The sequence below is a fragment of the Amycolatopsis sp. NPDC058278 genome (assembly GCF_042881395.1).
Taxonomy (GTDB): Bacteria; Actinomycetota; Actinomycetes; order Mycobacteriales; family Pseudonocardiaceae; genus Amycolatopsis.
Genome location: NZ_JBHVXZ010000069.1, coordinates 24243 through 41431, shown reverse-complemented (window position 1 = coordinate 41431; position 17189 = coordinate 24243). Strand labels below are relative to the sequence as shown.

Below are 17189 nucleotides of genomic sequence, written 5' to 3'. Positions count from 1 at the left end.
AGTGAACCGATGACCGACACCCTCCCGGAGCTCCGGACCGGTTTTTCCTCGCTGCGCAAGGGCGGGCTGAACTGGGATTCGTTCCCGCTGCGCCTGTTCGTCAAGGGCAACAAGAAGTTCTGGAACCCGGCCGACATCGACTTCGGCCGCGAGCGCGAAGGCTGGGACACGCTCAACCCGGAACAGCAGCGTTCGGCGACCTACCTCGTCGCGCAGTTCATCGCCGGCGAAGAAGCCGTCACCGAAGACATCCAGCCGTTCATGCGGGCGATGTCGGCGACCGGCCGGTTCGGCGACGAGATGTACCTGACGCAGTTCTGCTTCGAGGAAGCCAAGCACACGGAGGTGTTCCGGCGCTGGATGGACGCCGTGGGGCTGACCGAGGACCTGCACCCGTTCGTCGCCGAAAACCCGCACTACCGCAAGCTGTTCTACGAAGAGCTGCCGCAGTCGCTGCGGGCGCTGGAGGACGATCCCAGCCCGCTCAACCAGATCCGGGCGAGCGTGACGTACAACCACGTCATCGAAGGCAGCCTCGCGCTCACCGGGTACTACTCGTGGCAGCTGATCTGCACCCAGCACGACATCCTGCCGGGCATGCAGGAACTGGTCCGCCGCATCGGCGACGACGAGCGCCGCCACATGGCCTGGGGCACGTTCACCTGCCGCCGGCACGTCGCCGCGGACGACTCACTGTGGGACGCGGTGCAGCAGCGGATGGGCGAGCTGCTGCCGCACGCGCTCAACATGATCCAGTGGGTGCAGGACCAGTTCGAGGAACTCCCGTTCGACAACGACCCGCAGGAGATCGTCCAGTACGCGGCCGACCGGGCGCAGCGGCGGCTGGGCGCGATCGAGTCGGCGCGCGGGATGCCGGTGGAGCAGATCGACGTCGACTACTCGCCGGAGCAGCTCGAAGAGACCTTCGGCGAGGAGGACGCGAAGGCGATCGCGGAGGCCGCCGCGGCGGTGGGCTGAGGACGCTCGCCGGGCGGTGCGGACACCGCCCGGCGAAGGTCCGTCAGCTCGCCGGCCAGTAGACCGCGTGCCAGCCGTAGGACCGATCGGACCTGCCGATGATCGTCCCGTCGGTGGCGATCCCGGTCGCCCAGCTGTATTGGCCGCCGGGCAGGGTGCCGAGGATCGTTTCCGTGCCGTCGGCGTCCCAGCGGGCCGCCACCGATTCGACGTTGCCGACGATCGTGCCCGACGCGTTGAGCGCCACCGCCGCCGAACGCCGCGCGCCCTCCAGCACAGTGGTCCCGCTCGCGGACCAGCCCACCGCTCGGTTCTCGGCGAAGTCGACGTACCCGCTGCCGACGACCACCCCGGCGCGGTTGATCGCCCGCGGCGTCGCGGAGGCGGGCGAAGCCGGCCAGCCGAGCCGCACCTGCCGTCCGTCCCGCTTCCAGACGACCGGAGCCGGCCAGCCGGCCTCGGTGACGGCCCCGGCGATCACGCCGAAGTCGTTGATGGCGGCCGCCGTGGCGCCGGGGTTGCCTTGGTTGCCCGGTGAGAGATCGGTGATCGCGCCGGTGGCGGTCCAGCGGACCGCGTGCTGGTTGCCGGCGGCGTCCGTGGCTTCGCCGCTGAGCAGTGCGCCGTCCCCGGTGATCCCGGTGACGTGGGTCTGCCCGCCGCCGGGCAGCGCCGCGAGCCGGGTGACCGAGCCGTCCGGGGCCCAGCGGACCGCGTGCACGCCTTCGTGCCCGTCGAAGGCCCAGCCCACGGCCACCCCGGCGTCGTTGACGGCGACCGCCGAGCCCTGTTCGCCGCCCAGTGTCGGCAGGGCGCTGATGCGGCCCTGGCGGTCCCACTTCACCGGGTGGTACCGCAGGCGCACGTCCTGCGGGTACGACTGACCGACCATCGTGCCGGTGGCGTTGATCGCGGCCACGTCGCTGAACTGGTCACCCGGCAGGGTGGCCAGGTCGACCGGCCCGGCGGTGGCCGCCGCAGCGACTCCTGGCAGGCTCAGCGCGGCCGCCGCGAGCAGCGTCCCCACGGTGAGCGGTTTCTTCAGGCAGGACAGCATGACTGCCTCCTCCGGCGGCATCCGTCGCTTCCGTCCGGAAGCGCCCCCTTCCGCCGCGAAGGGACCACGCCCGCCCCGATCGGTTTAGGCGCTGTCCCCGAGGCGCGTGCGGGGCACCTTCGCGAAGGTGCCCCGCACGGGTTCACCACTCCCAGCCGGAGATGATCATCACTTGCCTCCCTTCGCGGAATCGCGAAGGAGACACGCCCGGCCGTCCCGAGCGGTTTAGGCGTGCTTGGCCGCCGCGGCCTGCTCCAGGCCCAGCAGGCTGATCGACTTCTCGCGCATCTCGACCTTGCGGACCTTCCCGGTCACCGTCATCGGGAACTCCTCGACGACGTGGACGTACCGCGGGATCTTGTAGTGCGCCAGCTTGCCGCTGCAGAATTCGCGCACCTTCTCCGCCGTCAACGGGGAAGCACCCTCGCGCATCCGGACCCAGGCCATCAGCTCTTCGCCGTACTTCTCGTCGGGGACGCCGATCACCTGCGCGTCGAGGACGTCCGGGTGCGTGTACAGGAACTCCTCGATCTCGCGCGGGTACAGGTTTTCACCGCCGCGGATCACCATGTCCTTGATGCGGCCGGTGATGTTGACGTAGCCGTCGGCGTCCATCACCGCCAGGTCGCCGGTGTGCATCCAGCGGGCCGCGTCGATCGCCTCGCTCGTCTTGTCGGGCTGTTCCCAGTACCCGAGCATCACCGAATACCCGCGCGTGCACAGCTCGCCCGGCTCGCCGCGCGGGACCGTCAGGCCGGTTTCGGGGTCGACGACCTTGACCTCCAGGTGCGGCCCGACGCGCCCGACCGTCGACACGCGCCGCTCGATCGAGTCGTCGGACCGGGTCTGCGTCGACACCGGGGACGTCTCGGTCATGCCGTAGCAGATGGACACCTCGGCCATCCCCATCCGGTCGATGACCTGCTTCATCACCTCGACCGGGCACGGCGACCCGGCCATGATCCCGGTGCGCAGCGACGACAGGTCGAACTCGCCGAAGTCCGGGTGGTTGAGCTCGGCGATGAACATCGTCGGCACGCCGTAGAGCGACGTGCACCGCTCGGCCGCGACCGCTTCGAGGGTGGCGCGCGGGTCGAACGCCGGGGCGGGGATGACCATGCAGGCGCCGTGGCTGGTGCAGGCCAGGTTGCCCATCACCATGCCGAAGCAGTGGTAGAACGGCACCGGGATGCACACCTTGTCCTGCTCGGTGTAGCCGCACAGCTCCCCGACGAAGTAACCGTTGTTGAGGATGTTGTGGTGGGACAGCGTGGCGCCCTTGGGGAAGCCCGTGGTCCCGGACGTGTACTGGATGTTGATCGGGTCGTCGGCCGACAACCCGGCCTGCAGGTGCGCCAGCTGCGCCGGGTCGCCCCCGCGGCCGGCCTCCAGCAGCGCCTGCCAGCCCTCGCCGCCCAGGATCACGACCTGCTCCAGTGCCGCGCACTTCTCGCGCACCTCGTCGGCCATCGCGGGGTAGTCGGACGTCTTGAACTTGTCCGACGCGACCAGCAGCCGGATGCCGGCCTGGTTGAGCACGTACTCCAGCTCGTGCGCGCGGTAGGCCGGGTTGATGTTGACCAGGATGGCGCCGATCTTCGCCGTCGCGTACTGGAGGAATGTCCACTCCGCCCGGTTCGGCGACCAGATGCCGACCCGGTCGCCCTTGCCGATGCCCTGCGCGACCAGCCCCAGGGCCAGCGCGGTCACCTCGGCGGCCAGCTCCCGGTAGGTCCACCGCCGGCCGGCGGTGCGGTCCACCAGCGCGTCCCGGTCCCCGAACGCGGCCACCGTCCGGTCGAAGTTGCCGCCGATGGTGTCCCCGAGCAGCGGGACCTCCGACGTCCCCGAGGCGTAGCTCGGCAGAGCGGGCGCGTCAGGCATGGTGCCTCCTGAAGTCGACGGTGACTGCCGCCGAGTCTAAGAACGAGGTACCGGGTCAGCCAGCTCGGTGGCAGGATCCCTCTGGGAAAAGGGGAGGGAACCCGATGCGAAGAATCCTGGCTCTGGCGTCCGCCGTCCTGCTGCTCGCGGTGGCCGCACCGGCGTCCGCGGCGACGAAGGTGATCGTGCTGCCCGGCGCCACGTCCGCCGAAGGGATCACCGCCGCCGGCGGCGGCACCTACTACACCGGCGACCTCATCGCCGGCACGATCTTCCGCGAGGACATCCGGCGCGGCACGGCCGAGCGCTTCATCGAAGCGCCGCCCGGCCAGATGGCGGCCGGGGTGGACTTCGACCGGCGCCACGGCCTGCTGTTCGTCGCCGGCGCGATCGGCGGCAAGGCCTACGTCTACGACGTCCGCACCAAGGCGAAGGTCGCGGACTTCACCTTCGGCGACCCGCAGACGTCCTACGTCAACGACGTGGTGGTGACACCACAGGGCGCGTGGTTCACCGACTCCTACCACCCGCAGCTGTTCTTCGTGCCGGTCGTGGCCGGCCGGCTCGGGACGCCGCGCACCCTGCCGCTGACCGGGCCGGGCGCGGGCGGCTCGCCGGGGAACTTCTTCATGAACGACGTCATCGCCACGCCGTCCGGCAACACCCTGCTCGTGGCCGCGACGATCCCCGGCAAGGTGTACACGATCAACCCGCACACCGGGGTCAGCGAAGAGATCGCGGGCGTGGCCGCGCCCAGCGTCGCCAGCCTCGTGCTCGAAGGGAACCGGCTCTGGGCGGTGCAGCTCGATGACAAGATCACCCGATGGTGTCTCGACGGCAACCTGAGCCACGGCACCCCCGCCGGCACGATCACCGACCCGCTGTTCGACCAGCCGGTCTCGGCGCTCAAGGTCGGCAGTCATCTCGCCGTGGTCAACTCCCACATCTACAGCGGCTACCCGCCCACCAGCCCGACCTACGAGGTCCTCGTCGTCGACGCGTGAGTTGGTAGTGTCCGAACGGACTCCGAGGGGGGCGATCGATGGCGGGGTTCCGCGACGAGCTGACCCAGCTGCTGCAGGCGCGCTACCCGCTGCTCGTCGTCGAGACGCACGAGGAGCAGCGGGTGCTGCGGGAAATCCGTGCCGTCGCCGAAGACGCCCACCGGCTGCGCACCCCGCGGCGCGTCTACGTCTGGTCGTCGACCACCGGCCTGGCACCCGCGGGCGGCCCGCCGATCAGCGAGACCCGCACCGCGTCGGCCGCTCTGGAACGCGTCTACGGCTGGGGTGAGCCCGCCGTCTTCGTGTTCGCCGACCTGCATCCCTCGCTGGTGTCCGAAGGCGGGCACCGGCCCGATCCCGACGTCGTGCGCCGGCTGCGGGAGCTCGCCGCCGCGTTCAAGACCCGCCCGGTGCCGCTCAGCCTGATCCTCGTGTCGCCGTCGCTGCCCGTTCCGCCGGAGCTGGAGCACGACGCGACCGTCGTCGACTTCCCGCTGCCCGACCAGCGCCAGATCGGCGAGCTGCTGGACAGCATGGTCGCCGCGCACCGGCAGAACGTCCGGATCAGCATCGACCGCGACGACCGCGACATGATCGTCGCCGCCGCGCGCGGGCTGACGCTGCCGGAGGCCGAAAACGCGTTCGCCAGGGCCCTGGTCGAGGGCGGCGGGCTCGATCCGAGCGACCTCGAGCTGATCCTCGCCGAGAAGCGCCAGGCCGTGCGGCGGTCCGGGATGCTCGACATCGTGCCGGCGGAGACGAGCTTCGACGCCGTCGGCGGCCTCGACCGGCTCAAGCGCTGGCTGACCAAGCGCACCGGCACCTGGACACCCGCGGCGTCGGCGTACAACCTCGCGGCGCCGAAGGGCCTGCTGCTCACCGGCGTCCCCGGCTGCGGCAAGAGCCTGTCCGCGGTGTGCGTCGCGAACATGTGGCGGCTGCCGCTGCTGCGGCTGGACCTCGGGCGCGTCTTCGCCGGGCTCGTGGGCTCGAGCGAGAAGAACATCCGCACGGTCATCCGCACCGCGGAGGGCATCGCGCCGTGCGTGCTGTGGGTCGACGAGATCGAAAAGGGCCTCGCCGGTGCCGGCGGCGGGGGTGACGGCGGCACCGCGCGGCGCGTGTTCGGCACGTTCCTGTCCTGGATGCAGGAGAAGTCGGCGCCGGTGTTCGTGATGGCGACGGCGAACCAGGTCGGCTCGCTGCCGCCGGAGTTCCTGCGCAAGGGCCGGTTCGACGAGATCTTCTTCGTCGACCTGCCCTCGGCGCCCGAGCGCGCCGCGATCTGGCGGATCCACCTGGGCAGGCGCGTCACCGATCCGTTCGTGGGCAGCGAACTGCGGCTGGACGACGCGCTGTTCGCCGAGCTCGCCGACGTCAGCGCGGGCTACAGCGGCGCCGAGATCGAGCAGGCGGTGCTGTCCGGACTGGTCGACGCGTTCGCCGAGAAGCGGCCCCTGCGCCGCGACGACCTGGTGCGGGCGGTGAAGTCGACCGTGCCGCTGTCGGTCACCCAGGCCGACGAGATCCTGGCCATCCGGAACTGGGCGGAGACCAGGGCCGTCGCCGCCACGGACACTTCGGTGCCCGTTTCGGAGCCCGTCGCGCCGCCGCCTCCGGCGGCACCGAGTGGGAGGACGATCGACGTATGACGCACCGCGTGACCGTGACGATCGGCAAGGACGGCTCGATCAGCGCCGAGACGCACGGCGTGACCGGCTTGAAGTGCCTCGACTACATCCCGCTGCTGGAGGACCTGCTCGGCGCGGAGACCGTGACGTCGGAGTTCACCGCGGACTACCGGCGTACGACGGCTTCCGCGGAAGACACCGCTTCGCAGCAGCAGTCGCAATGGAACTCCTGAACCTCCACCGGATCTTCGACACCACCGCCGCCGAGGGCCCCGGCGTCCGGTGTGCCGTGTGGACGCAGGGGTGTTCGGTGCGCTGCCCGGGCTGCTTCAACCCGCAGACGTGGACGACCCGCGGCGGGTTTTCCCTGTCGTGGCAGGACCTCGTGGCGCGCGTGCTCGCCGTCTCCGGGATCGAAGGCGTCACGCTGCTCGGCGGTGAGCCGTTCGACCAGGCCGGCCCGCTGGGTCTCTTCGCCGCGGCGGTGCGCTCGGCGGGGCTCTCGGTGATGACGTTCACCGGGCACGTCCGGGAGGAGCTGCCGCCGTCGAAGCTCCTGGACTCGACGGATCTGCTGGTGGACGGGCCGTTCCTGGCGGATCGGCCGGAGCCGTCCCGGCCGTGGGTCGGCTCGGCGAACCAGCGGTTCCACTTCCTGACCGACCGCTACGACGAGTCGATCTTCACCACCCCGAACCGCCTGGAACTGACGATCGCCCGCGACGGCGCGATCGAGCTGAACGGGTTCGCCACCACCGAAGTACTCGAAGCGCTGCTCGAAGGGGATCGCCGATGAGTGTCACGCTCAAGCTGCGCAGTGAAGCACTGGCCCAGCTCGACGCCGCCACGATCGCGGCGCACGCGCAGGCGCGGCCGGGGGTCGTCACCGTGCGGACCCGGATGCGCCACCGCGATCTGCTGGCCCGCGCGCTCGCCGGGCTGCGGGCCCAGGTCACCGACGACGGCACGTCCGTCGTCGCCGCTTGGGAAGGGCGGCGGATCACGTTCGGCTACGGCCCCGAAGGCGTCCAGGTGGCGCACGTCGACGGGCCGGGCCTGGAGCCTGCGGAAGCTTCGCGGCTGGTGTTGTCGGTCGATGAGGCGTACGCGGCCGAAGTGCAGCGGGCGGTACTGGCCCGACTGAAGGACCGGGCGGCCCAGGCGGGCATGCGCGTCGAGGCGGAGCGGGTCAACGCCGACCAGTCGATCAGCGTCACGCTGGCCGCCACGTCGTGACCGAGACCAGGGTCGGGCTGATCGAGTTCGGCAAGGCGATCCACGACTCGGTCACCGTCCCCGGCCTCGGGGAGCTGCCGGGCGGGCAGGTGAGCGCGGGGCGCGCGGTCCGCGGCGCCCGCGCACGGCTCCGCCGGGGCGACCGGATCGTCGAGGACAACCTGCGCCTGGGGATCATGGTGCGGAAGAAGTTCTTCTCCAGCGAAGTCGAGCCGGTGACCGACGCCGGATTCCTCAAGGACGTGTTCGTCGCCGTGGGGCGGCGGGATCTCGGCAACGGCGACGCGCTGGAGCTGTACACCGATGACACCGCCGGGCCGGACATGAGCCGTCAGGAGGGCGCCGCATCGGTGGTGGCGCCGGCTTTCGAGCCGCTGACGGGGTTCCACGCGCAAGTGCACGTCCGCGAAGGCGTCCTGCGGTTCGGGGCGCTGTGTTCTTCGGCGCGCGGCGGCCAGCCGATGCGGGTGCTCGGGCTGTTCGGGCCCGCGGGGCCGCTCGAGGAGCTGGCGTCCGGCCAGGTGGGGACGGTGTTGCTGGGCTTCCAGTGCGACGTGCCCCCGTTGGCAGGCGACGTGCTGACGGCGTTCCCGTCGCCGGAGTTCGTGGAGCAGCGCGACGGAACGGCGGTGGTGCACGGCGTCAGCGACCTCGGCCACGGCTCGGTGGTGGCGGCGGTCGAGGTGCCGGAGGGCCGGAGCGCGGCGTTCACGGTGGGTGTGCGGACCAGGGTGCTGCGCCCGATCGGGACGACGTTCAACGAGCGGAGCACGGTCATCGCGGCGGAGCTGCCGGTGCTTTCCCTGGCGCGCGACGGGATCGCGGTACGGACGACGGCGGGATCGCGGGTGTTCACGGTCGGGCTCGGGACCAGGGATCTGCGGCAGAACGACGTGCTCGAGGCTTATGTCCCGGCGGTTCCTCCGTTGGCACCGCCGCCTGCTCCGCCGGTGGCACTGGTGGACGTCAACGCGGCTTCGGAGGCTTCGCTGGCAAGCCTGCCGGGCCTGACGCCATCACGGGTGGCTTCGGCGTTGGAGCTGCGACAGCGTCAGGGCGGCTTCCCGGACGTGGAGGCGTTCGGAGTGGCGATCGGCTTGCAGCCGCACGAAATAGTCCGGTTGCGCGGACGGGCGACGGCCGGCCGGGTGGCGTTGCCCGAGACGGGCGTGCGCCAGCTCGACATCTGAGGGCGCGGGGTGCCGGTTCCGCTACGCTCGGGAACGTGCCGGAGGAATTCTCGCTGGGGTTGCCGGAGGTCGCCGCCGCGGTCCGGCGCACGGGCCTCCCGGCGCACTGGCACCCGTTCGAGATCCCCAGCCCGGGCCACACGCTGGAGGAGCACGACCGCATCCTCGCGGCGGCGTGGGACGCGATGCGAGCGCGGGGGCTGGCGGGCCCGGAGAAGCTGGACATCGAGGTGGAGCAGACGCTCCGGGCGTGGACGCAGCCGGAGGTGTTGATCATCGTCCGGGCAGCGGAGGTGACGGACGGCCGCCAGGTGTTCTACCGAGCCACCATCGGCCACGGCTTGGGCGTGTACTCGGAGCGGGTGCCGGACGCGATCAATTTCGTCCAGATCCGCCCCGACCACCTGGTCGACGCCCTGGTCGGCATCCTCCCCCGCTACGGACCGCTGCCGGTGGCCCCGGTGACGTCGACGCTGGGCCCGGGCCGGCCACCGGACACCGAAGCGCTGCGGGAGTACGCCCAGTGGATCCCGCACCGCCACGGCACGTTCGAGCTGTCGACCCGAGCCGGCCAGGGCAACCTCCGCCCGGTGGGCACGGTGACGTTCGTGGACACGGACGCGGGCCGCTACCTGACGTTCACGGAGTCCCTGTCCGGCGGCGAGTCCCGGTTGAGGTTCGTCCCCTCGGACGGGGGACACCTGAGAGGGTGGCTGCACGAGCGCATCGCGGAGACGACCCACCGGTGATCCGCGTCCTCGCGGTCCGGCGTGGCCTACCCGTAGTGTTCAGGTCGTGACCCGAGCAGTTCGCCTTCGCGCCACCGTCCTCGTCTTGGCCACCTTGGCGCTCGCGCTGAGCGCCTGCGACAGCAAGGTGGGGGGAACGCCGCAAGCCGCGGACACGTCGTCGAGCCCAAGCCCCACTTCCACCACGGCGACCGGCAGTCCTGGCGACAACCCGTTCGGGGGCTTGAGCCCCTGCACGATCATCGACCAGGTCATGGCGGGCGAGGGATTCCCGGCGGCGGCTCCCGGCACCGTGGACCGCGAACGGAGCTGCGCCTCGAACAAGCCGGGTGACGCCGCCGTCGGCGTTGCGCTCCAGGACAACACCGGCTACGACCAGGGCATCCCGGACCCGTCGAAGGCTTCGCGAGGCCATGTCGGACCGCGGAACGCGATCATCGAACGCGGATCGATCGGCGCCGAGGGCCAGTGCTCCATCTCCATCGAGGTCAAGCCGAAGTCGCGGGCACTCGTTTCCGTCTCCGGCAACGGCACGACCGAGCAGGCCTGCGACCGAGTCACCGGCATCGCGGTGAAGGTGGAGAAACTGCTGCCACCCAGCACCTGAGGCCGGCGCCCCGGGAGTGACATACGTCCGGCTGTCACCTCTGCCGCCGACGGCCGGTCACAACTACAGTAGGACCTGGGCACCCAGAGTGTTGTTCGACGGGAGGGGAACCCGACGTGAGCTCGGACGCGAGTTTCAGTGACCAGCCGATCGCCGCACCGGCCTCGGGGGACGCAGGCTCGAACTTCCTCTCCGGCCTCCTCAACACCCAGGCCGACCCGGAAGGGGCGAAACGCCTCAACGCAGGTGCCGAAGGGCTGAAGAACTTGGCCTTGAAGGGTGGCTTCGCCATCAACCAGGCCGGGCTCGAGAAGTACACGAAGGTCTGCGACGAATTCATCGACGGTTACCGTGGCATCGAGTACGAGCTCGAGGTCCTGGCCTGGAAACCCCGGATGGGCTCCAGCGAGTACGCCGACCAGGTGGCTCAGTTCAACGTGAAGGTCGCGGCGGGCGACGAGCAGTCCCTCGTCCCGAACCTCGAGCTGCTCATCAAAGGCTTCCAGCAGGTCAAGGAGGCGCTGGCGATCGCTCGCAAAAACTATCGCGAGACCGAGGACGCCCACACCCAGACCTTCGCCAAGCTGCGCGGGAGTGAGTGACGATGGCTCGAGAGCACGCCGGACATCGGCAGTACGAAGGCGACTTCTACGCCCAGACGCAGCAAAAACTCCAGCAGAACGTGCACCGATTCGGCGCCGAAGACCAGGGTGACGCTCGCGACGGCGTAACACCGCAAACTCAGAACCAGGCCGCCCAGTACTCGGTCGAGCAGGGCAAGGTGCTCCTGCACAACCAGTCCACGCGCGGCGACGCGCCGGTACCGGGGCAGAACTACCCGGCCAGCACGCACGAGGACCTGTACAACATGGTCCACACCAACATGGACCCGAAGGACCTGGACGACCGGGGACGGCTCGCCAACCGGATCGGCAACTGGCTCACCGACGTCTCCAACGCGGCGAACGACGCCGTCAACTCGAGCGAGATCCAATGGCAAGGCTCCGGAGCCGCCCAGGCGCACAGCTTCTTCCAAAGCACCGCCGCCTACACCGGGGACACCGCGAACGCCGCCCAGCTCAGCTCCAACCGGTACTCGCAGCAGGCGGCCGCTGCCGACTACGCGCAGAAGAACATGCCCGAACCCACCGGGTTCAACCAGCAGGCCGAAATCACCAAGGCCACCGTGCAATACCAGTCGGGGGACGTCGTCGGCGCGACGCAGACCATGAACGACGTTGCCGCCAAGCAGCAGCAGGCCGATGCCGCTCATCAGCAGGCCGTTCAGGTTCTCCAGAACCTCGACTCCACCTACCACGAAACCGCCAGCACCCAGCCCACCTACACCCCGCCGCCGCAGCTGGGGCAAGGTGACTCCACCTCCGCCAGTGGCTTCCACGGCACCAGCAGCGCCGGCTTCAGCGGTACCCCCTCCGTCGGCGGCACCGGCCCGGGCACCGCCCCCGGTGGCACCAGCGGCAGCTTCACACCGGGAGGCCCGGGCGGACCCGGCGGAACCGGCGGCCCCAGCGGAACCGGGGTCGGACCGGCAGGCCCGGGCGGCACCACCTACATCCCCCCGGGCACCAGCAGCGGCACCGGCACCTTCAGCGGCAACTCCAACTTCCGCGCCGCCCCCGCCGCCGGCGGCTTCGGGCGCGTCACACCCGACGGGCTCGCCATGCCCGGGACCGCCTCCGGCGGCACCTCCGGAGGCGGCGGCGGGGACGTCACCCGCGGCAAAGGCATCGGCTCCGGACGCGCCGGGACCGGGTTCGCCGGGTCGCGAGTGTCGGGTAGCTCGGGAACCAAGGAAACGCCCGGCGAAGGCAGCAAGACCGGGAGCAAACCCGGCGAACGGCTCGAGCGCGGAGCGACCGCGGCCGCCGCGGCCAAGGGTGGCAAAGGCGGCGCCGGGGCCGCCGGGGCAGCTGGGGCCGGGAAAAAGAAGGAAGACGACAAAGAGCACAAGAACAAGTACGCCGTCGACGAAGAGGTCTTCGACCTCAAGCCCGAACGCGGTCCGGACGGGGAAAAGATCGTGAAGCCGACCATCGGGGAAACCACCTAAGGGACAGACCCGAGGGAAGCCGGAAAAACCCCGGCTACATTGGGAACATGCGCTTCTTCATCGTCGACGCCTTCACCGATCGCGCCTTCGCCGGGAACTCCGCCGGGGTCGTCCTGCTGGACGAGCCCGCCGACCCGGCCTGGATGCAGGCCGTCGCCGCTGAGATGAAGCACGCCGAGACCGCCTTCGTCGTCACCGGCACCGCAGGCCCCAAGTCGCTCAGGTGGTTCACCCCCGCCGTCGAGGTCGCCCTCTGCGGGCACGCCACCCTCGCCGTCACGCACGTTCTCGGCGGGGAACAGACCTACACCACCAAAAGCGGCGAACTGCGGGCCAGCGCCGAAAACGGCTGGGTCGAGATGGACTTCCCCTCCGATCCGCCGCACCCCACCGACGACGACCTGTCCGGAATCCTTCCCGGCGTCGACATCGAGTACACCGGACGCGGCGTCGAGAACCTCTTCGCCGTCGTAGCGGACGCCAAGACCGTCCGCGCCCTCGAACCGGACCTCGAGCAGCTCAAGCACACCTGGACCGGACGCCTGCTGGTCACCGCGAGAGACACCGCGGGGGACAACGACTACGTGAGCCGCTTCTTCGCCCCCGGCGTCGGCATCGACGAAGACCCCGTCACCGGCTCCGCGCACTGCATCCTGTCGCCCTACTGGTCCGGACGACTCGGCAGCACCGAACTGACCGGCGAACAGGCGTCCCGGCGCGGCGGCATCGTCCGGACCCGCCAGGACGGCGACCGCGTCCACCTCGCCGGCCAGGCCGTCACCGTCCTCAGCGGGGAGCTGCACGTCTGATGCGCACCCTGCTGAACATCATCTGGCTCGTCCTGTGCGGCTTCTGGATGGCCGTGGGCTACCTGGTCGCCGGCGTCATCTGCTGCGTCCTGATCGTCACCATCCCGTTCGGGCTGGCGTCGTTCCGCATCGCGCGCTACGCGTTCTGGCCGTTCGGGCGCACCGTCGTCGACCGGCGGGACGCGGGCGCCGCGTCGTGCGTCGGCAACGTCGTCTGGGTCGTCTTCGCCGGGTGGTGGCTGGCGCTCGGGCACGTCTTCACCGGCATCGCGCTCTGCATCACCATCGTCGGGATCCCGCTCGGCATCGCGAACTTCAAGCTGATCCCGGTGTCGCTGGTGCCGCTCGGCAAGGAGATCGTCGAGATCGCCTAGGACTCCGGCTCGTACGGCAACTCGACGACCAGGCACGGCCCGCCGACGAACAGGCCGCCGTCGACGCCCAGTGCCTTGCCGCCCGCGTACAGGAACGGGCCCTCGATCTGCGTCGGGTGGATGCCCAGCTGGTCGGCGATGACGCTGTGGCCGTGCACGATCCGCGAGCCGCCGAGGGCGTCCATCAGCTTCTGCGCGTTTTCCTCGCCGTCCGGGCCGCGGAAGGCGTAGCGCGTCGTCATCCGGCGCCAGACGTCCCACCACGCCTCGATGTCACTGCCCTCGAGGATGTCGCGAGCCGCCTCGTTGATCTCGTCGAGCGACGAGCCCCAGTCGAGGTACTCCAGCGTGTCCGAGTGCAGCAGCAGGTGGTCGGCGGCGAGCGCGGCCAGCGGGCGCGCGGTCAGCCACTCGATGTGCTCCGGGGTCAGCCGGTCCTGGTCCGACAGCAGGCCGCCGTTGATCTCCCAGCTGCGGGCGAAGCTGCGCGGGCCGAAGTCGGACGGCACCGGCTCGTCGCCGAAGTGGTACATCCCCAGCGCGAGGATCTCGTGGTTGCCCAGCAGCGTCTGGACCTGGCCGCCGGCCTCGGCCGCCTGCGCTTCGAGCCGCATGACCAGGTCGATCGCCCCGACGCCGTCCGGGCCGCGGTCGACGAAGTCGCCGAGGAACCACAGCTGGTCCTCGCCGCCGGACCAGTTGTCCTCCTCGTCGACCAGGCCTTCGGATCTCAGCGCGTCGGCGAGTTCGTCACGGTGGCCGTGGACGTCGCCGACCACGTACGTCGACTTGCTCATCCGCTGACGATATGCCCTGCGGCCGTCCGGCTCGCGCTCAGCCTTCGCCGAACGGGTCCCCGGTTCGCCCGATCAGGTCGGCGATCGAGTCGATCACCATGGTGGGCCGGTACGGATAGCGTTCGGCCGACTCCGGGGTGGATATGCCGGTGAGGACCAGGATGGTCTGCAGCCCGGCCTCGATGCCCGAGTGCACGTCGGTGTCCATCCGGTCGCCGATCATCAGCGTCGACTCCGAGTGCGCGCCGAGCCGCCGCAGCGCCGAGCGCATCATCAGCGGGTTCGGCTTGCCGACGTAGTACGGCGAGCGCCCGGTGGCCTTCTCGATCAGGGCCGCGACCGATCCGGTGGCCGGCATCGAGCCCTCCACGCTCGGGCCGGTCGCGTCGGGGTTCGTCGCGATGAACTTCGCGCCGCCCTCGATCAGCCGGATCGCGCGCGTGATGGCGCTGAAGCTGTACGTGCGGGTCTCGCCCAGCACGACGTAGTCCGGGTCGCGCTCGGTCAGCACGTAGCCGACCTCGTGCAGCGCCGTCGTCAGGCCCGCTTCGCCGATGACGTACGCCGAGCCGTTCGGCCGCTGCGACGAGAGGAACTTCGCGGTCGCCAGCGCCGAGGTCCAGATCGACTCCTCGGGGATGTCGAGCCCGGTGCGCTCCAGCCGCGCCCGCAGGTCGCGCGGGGTGTAGATCGAGTTGTTCGTCAGCACCAGGAAGTCGATGCCGTTCGCCTTCAGCTCGGCGAGGAATTCATCGGCCCCCGGGACGAGGTGCTCCTCCTTCACCAGGACGCCGTCCATGTCGGAGAGGTACGTCCACCGGCGTTCGTTCATGGTCCGGAACCTATCACGCGCGCGAGACACCTGCGGTGCACGCGGAAAAGGGCTACCATTGAAATTGCCGGTATCGCGAGGGGAGTCGCGTACCCGGTCACCGAGGGGGTTCGGGGGAATACTTTTCGACGTCGACGGCGTGCGCGCCGCCGCGCAATTCTTCCTGCCCCCGCACCGAAGGGGGAGAACCATGACCGAAATCATCGAGCGCCCGGCGACGACCGGGCCGATCACCGCGCCGAACTGGGGACTCACCAAGTTCCTGGACCCGCTGCGCATTCCACCCGTGCTCCGGCCACACAACCGGGAAATGATCACGATTCCGATGATCACGAAGCGGCAGCGGCTGCACTCGGAATTGCCCGAAAGTACGCTGTGGACGTACGCGGGGCATTTCCCGGGGCCGACGATCGAAGTGCGCAGCGGCAAGCAGCTACGGATTTCGTGGTCGAACGAAATCGACGGTGAGTTCCCGCTCGTTGCCGTACAGGGGCCGCTCGCCGACGCGCCGACGAGCCGCCCCGGCCGCGAACTGGACAAGACGGACTACTCGATCGTCGAGGGCGTCGCGGACCTGCCGGCGTGGACGGTCGTCCACCTCCACGGCGCGCGGACCAACGCGGGCAACGACGGCTGGGCGCACAACGCCGGCCTCGAGGGCACGTCCCAGCTGGCCGAGTACCCGAACCGCCAGCCGGCGATGCCGCTCTGGTACCACGACCACGCCATGGCGATCACGCGCTTCAACGTCCACACGGGCCTGGCCGGGATGTACCTGATCCGCGACGACGAGGAGGACGCGCTCGGCCTGCCGCACGGCGACCACGAGATCCCGCTGATCATCACCGACCGGAACCTGGACCTCGACCCGGCGACCGGCGCGCTCACCGGGCAGCTGCTCTTCAAGTTCCCGTTCATCCCGCCGGCCGGCCCGGCGATCCCGTTCTCGGGCCCGTTCAACCTGGTCAACGGGGTGATCTGGCCGCACCTGGACGTCGACGCGCGGTGGTACCGCTTCCGGCTGCTCAACGCGGCCAACTCGCGGTTCTACACGCTGAACCTGGTCGACGAGAACAATGTCCCGGTCAACGACGCCGTCCGGCTGATCGGCACCGACGGCGGCCTGCTGCCCGCGCCGGCGCCGCTGCCCACCGGCGGACTGACCGTCGCCCCGGCCGAGCGCTTCGACGTCCTCATCGACTTCAGCCGCTTCAAGGGGCAGAAGCTCAAGCTGCGCAACGCCGACCCGCGGCTGGGCATCGTCGAGCCGGACCTGATGGAGTTCCGGGTGGACGGCCGGCCCAAGCACGACCCGTTCGCGCTGCCGGAGAAGATCTCGACGTCGTACGTCCGGGTGCAGCACGGCACGACGCTGCCGGAGGACCACGACCACGTCTGGATCGCGCTGCTGCTCAACCAGGCGGGCCACCCGGAACTGTGGGACCTCGAGCAGGTCGAGGCCGACCCGGGCGGCGAGGGGATCATCCAGGTCCAGGACCCGAACGGCGGCCTGAAGACGTTCCGGATGGTCGGGCGGATCTTCGACGACACGACCGGGATCTTCATCGACCACGACCGGTGGGCGGTGTGGAACATCCTGCACGTGGCGAACGGCGGCCCCGCGCACCCGATCCACATCCACCTGACGGAGTTCCAGGCGCTGTTCCGGCGGCGCTTCACGACGACGTTCGACCAGGCCGCGGAGCGGACGACCGCGCCGATCGACGGGTTCACCGACGTCCCGCTGGAGGAGTACGAGGCGGGCTGGAAGGACACGATCATCGTGAATCCCGGCCAGTGGGTGAGCGTCGCCGGGCAGTTCGGCGGCGGCACCGGCGAGTTCATGTACCACTGCCACATCCTCGACCACGAGGACGAGGGCATGATGCGGCCGTTCGTCGTGCACCCGCCCGAGGTGGCGAAGTTCCACGTCCACCCGGGCGGCGGCCACCACCACGACGCCGCCTGAG

18 protein-coding genes are annotated in these 17189 nt (G+C 70.2%); 14 read left to right on the top strand and 4 right to left on the bottom strand.

Features of this window, described 5'->3' with window-relative positions; all coding sequences use genetic code 11:
- The first annotated feature begins 9 nt into the window (after window positions 1–9).
- Window positions 10–978, top strand: coding sequence for a R2-like ligand-binding oxidase (locus ACFVYA_RS30805; protein WP_285986735.1), 969 nt, complete (start codon window positions 10–12; stop codon window positions 976–978).
- A 43-nt stretch (window positions 979–1021) separates the two neighbouring features.
- Here the strand turns inward: ACFVYA_RS30805 and ACFVYA_RS30800 are convergent, their stop codons facing one another.
- Both ACFVYA_RS30800 and ACFVYA_RS30795 read right to left on the bottom strand, forming a co-directional pair.
- Window positions 1022–2035 carry a hypothetical protein gene (locus tag ACFVYA_RS30800; protein ID WP_387049937.1) on the bottom strand — a complete coding sequence of 338 codons (1014 nt, stop codon included), beginning with the start codon at window positions 2033–2035 and terminating at the stop codon, window positions 1022–1024.
- Between the two features lie 225 nt (window positions 2036–2260).
- Window positions 2261–3919, bottom strand: a complete 1659-nt coding sequence (locus ACFVYA_RS30795; RefSeq protein ID WP_387049935.1) for an AMP-binding protein — start codon at window positions 3917–3919, stop codon at window positions 2261–2263.
- Between the two features lie 104 nt (window positions 3920–4023).
- Here ACFVYA_RS30795 and ACFVYA_RS30790 point away from each other — a divergent pair, with 104 nt between their 5' ends.
- From ACFVYA_RS30790 to ACFVYA_RS30735, 12 genes are all read left to right on the top strand, one after another.
- Window positions 4024–4923, top strand: coding sequence for a hypothetical protein (locus ACFVYA_RS30790; protein WP_285986738.1), 900 nt, complete (start codon window positions 4024–4026; stop codon window positions 4921–4923).
- A gap of 38 nt (window positions 4924–4961) precedes the next feature.
- Window positions 4962–6575 carry an AAA family ATPase gene (locus tag ACFVYA_RS30785; RefSeq protein WP_387049934.1) on the top strand — a complete coding sequence of 538 codons (1614 nt, stop codon included), beginning with the start codon at window positions 4962–4964 and terminating at the stop codon, window positions 6573–6575.
- On the top strand, window positions 6572–6787 hold the full coding sequence (locus ACFVYA_RS30780) for a DUF2997 domain-containing protein (protein WP_387049932.1): 216 nt from the start codon (window positions 6572–6574) through the stop codon (window positions 6785–6787). The genes ACFVYA_RS30785 and ACFVYA_RS30780 overlap by 4 nt, the downstream gene beginning before the upstream one ends.
- Window positions 6775–7350 carry a 4Fe-4S single cluster domain-containing protein gene (locus ACFVYA_RS30775; protein WP_387049931.1) on the top strand — a complete coding sequence of 192 codons (576 nt, stop codon included), beginning with the start codon at window positions 6775–6777 and terminating at the stop codon, window positions 7348–7350. Before ACFVYA_RS30780 ends, ACFVYA_RS30775 begins: the two co-directional genes overlap by 13 nt.
- Entirely contained in the window at window positions 7347–7790 is a 444-nt protein-coding gene (locus ACFVYA_RS30770) for a hypothetical protein (protein WP_387049930.1), read from the top strand. Before ACFVYA_RS30775 ends, ACFVYA_RS30770 begins: the two co-directional genes overlap by 4 nt.
- The gene (locus ACFVYA_RS30765; RefSeq protein ID WP_387049929.1) at window positions 7787–8980 is read left to right on the top strand and encodes a helix-hairpin-helix domain-containing protein; all 1194 of its coding nucleotides are present in this window, start codon (window positions 7787–7789) and stop codon (window positions 8978–8980) included. Before ACFVYA_RS30770 ends, ACFVYA_RS30765 begins: the two co-directional genes overlap by 4 nt.
- Window positions 8981–9015: 35 nt before the next feature.
- Window positions 9016–9729 carry an ESX secretion-associated protein EspG gene (locus ACFVYA_RS30760; protein ID WP_387049927.1) on the top strand — a complete coding sequence of 238 codons (714 nt, stop codon included), beginning with the start codon at window positions 9016–9018 and terminating at the stop codon, window positions 9727–9729.
- A 46-nt stretch (window positions 9730–9775) separates the two neighbouring features.
- Window positions 9776–10336, top strand: a complete 561-nt coding sequence (locus tag ACFVYA_RS30755; protein WP_387049925.1) for a DUF3558 family protein — start codon at window positions 9776–9778, stop codon at window positions 10334–10336.
- Window positions 10337–10452: 116 nt separating this feature from the next.
- Window positions 10453–10938, top strand: coding sequence for a hypothetical protein (locus ACFVYA_RS30750; protein WP_387049924.1), 486 nt, complete (start codon window positions 10453–10455; stop codon window positions 10936–10938).
- A 2-nt stretch (window positions 10939–10940) separates the two neighbouring features.
- Complete coding sequence (locus ACFVYA_RS30745) at window positions 10941–12407, top strand: hypothetical protein (protein ID WP_387049922.1); 1467 nt, start codon at window positions 10941–10943, stop codon at window positions 12405–12407.
- Between the two features lie 47 nt (window positions 12408–12454).
- Window positions 12455–13216, top strand: a complete 762-nt coding sequence (locus ACFVYA_RS30740) for a PhzF family phenazine biosynthesis protein (RefSeq protein WP_387049920.1) — start codon at window positions 12455–12457, stop codon at window positions 13214–13216.
- Window positions 13216–13590 carry a YccF domain-containing protein gene (locus tag ACFVYA_RS30735; protein ID WP_285986749.1) on the top strand — a complete coding sequence of 125 codons (375 nt, stop codon included), beginning with the start codon at window positions 13216–13218 and terminating at the stop codon, window positions 13588–13590. The genes ACFVYA_RS30740 and ACFVYA_RS30735 overlap by 1 nt, the downstream gene beginning before the upstream one ends.
- Here ACFVYA_RS30735 and ACFVYA_RS30730 read toward each other — a convergent pair.
- Entirely contained in the window at window positions 13587–14387 is an 801-nt protein-coding gene (locus ACFVYA_RS30730) for a metallophosphoesterase (protein WP_387049918.1), read from the bottom strand. The genes ACFVYA_RS30735 and ACFVYA_RS30730 overlap by 4 nt on opposite strands.
- A gap of 37 nt (window positions 14388–14424) precedes the next feature.
- The gene (locus tag ACFVYA_RS30725; protein WP_013230236.1) at window positions 14425–15219 is read right to left on the bottom strand and encodes an HAD-IIA family hydrolase; all 795 of its coding nucleotides are present in this window, start codon (window positions 15217–15219) and stop codon (window positions 14425–14427) included.
- Between the two features lie 190 nt (window positions 15220–15409).
- Between ACFVYA_RS30725 and ACFVYA_RS30720 the strand changes: the two genes are divergently transcribed.
- Window positions 15410–17188, top strand: coding sequence for a multicopper oxidase family protein (locus ACFVYA_RS30720; RefSeq protein ID WP_387049916.1), 1779 nt, complete (start codon window positions 15410–15412; stop codon window positions 17186–17188).
- Window position 17189 lies beyond the last annotated feature (1 nt).

Bases quoted from the DNA above. Each gene is read 5' to 3' on its own strand.
- ACFVYA_RS30770 (WP_387049930.1), top strand. From the start codon at position 7,347: ATGAGTGTCACGCTCAAGCTGCGCAGTGAAGCACTGGCCCAGCTCGAC.
- ACFVYA_RS30725 (WP_013230236.1), bottom strand. From the start codon at position 15,219: ATGAACGAACGCCGGTGGACGTACCTCTCCGACATGGACGGCGTCCTG.
- ACFVYA_RS30785 (WP_387049934.1), top strand. From the start codon at position 4,962: ATGGCGGGGTTCCGCGACGAGCTGACCCAGCTGCTGCAGGCGCGCTAC.
- ACFVYA_RS30790 (WP_285986738.1), top strand. From the start codon at position 4,024: ATGCGAAGAATCCTGGCTCTGGCGTCCGCCGTCCTGCTGCTCGCGGTG.
- ACFVYA_RS30720 (WP_387049916.1), top strand. From the start codon at position 15,410: ATGACCGAAATCATCGAGCGCCCGGCGACGACCGGGCCGATCACCGCG.
- ACFVYA_RS30730 (WP_387049918.1), bottom strand. From the start codon at position 14,387: ATGAGCAAGTCGACGTACGTGGTCGGCGACGTCCACGGCCACCGTGAC.
- ACFVYA_RS30805 (WP_285986735.1), top strand. From the start codon at position 10: ATGACCGACACCCTCCCGGAGCTCCGGACCGGTTTTTCCTCGCTGCGC.
- ACFVYA_RS30745 (WP_387049922.1), top strand. From the start codon at position 10,941: ATGGCTCGAGAGCACGCCGGACATCGGCAGTACGAAGGCGACTTCTAC.
- ACFVYA_RS30735 (WP_285986749.1), top strand. From the start codon at position 13,216: ATGCGCACCCTGCTGAACATCATCTGGCTCGTCCTGTGCGGCTTCTGG.
- ACFVYA_RS30740 (WP_387049920.1), top strand. From the start codon at position 12,455: ATGCGCTTCTTCATCGTCGACGCCTTCACCGATCGCGCCTTCGCCGGG.
- ACFVYA_RS30775 (WP_387049931.1), top strand. From the start codon at position 6,775: ATGGAACTCCTGAACCTCCACCGGATCTTCGACACCACCGCCGCCGAG.
- ACFVYA_RS30780 (WP_387049932.1), top strand. From the start codon at position 6,572: ATGACGCACCGCGTGACCGTGACGATCGGCAAGGACGGCTCGATCAGC.
- ACFVYA_RS30800 (WP_387049937.1), bottom strand. From the start codon at position 2,035: ATGCTGTCCTGCCTGAAGAAACCGCTCACCGTGGGGACGCTGCTCGCG.
- ACFVYA_RS30795 (WP_387049935.1), bottom strand. From the start codon at position 3,919: ATGCCTGACGCGCCCGCTCTGCCGAGCTACGCCTCGGGGACGTCGGAG.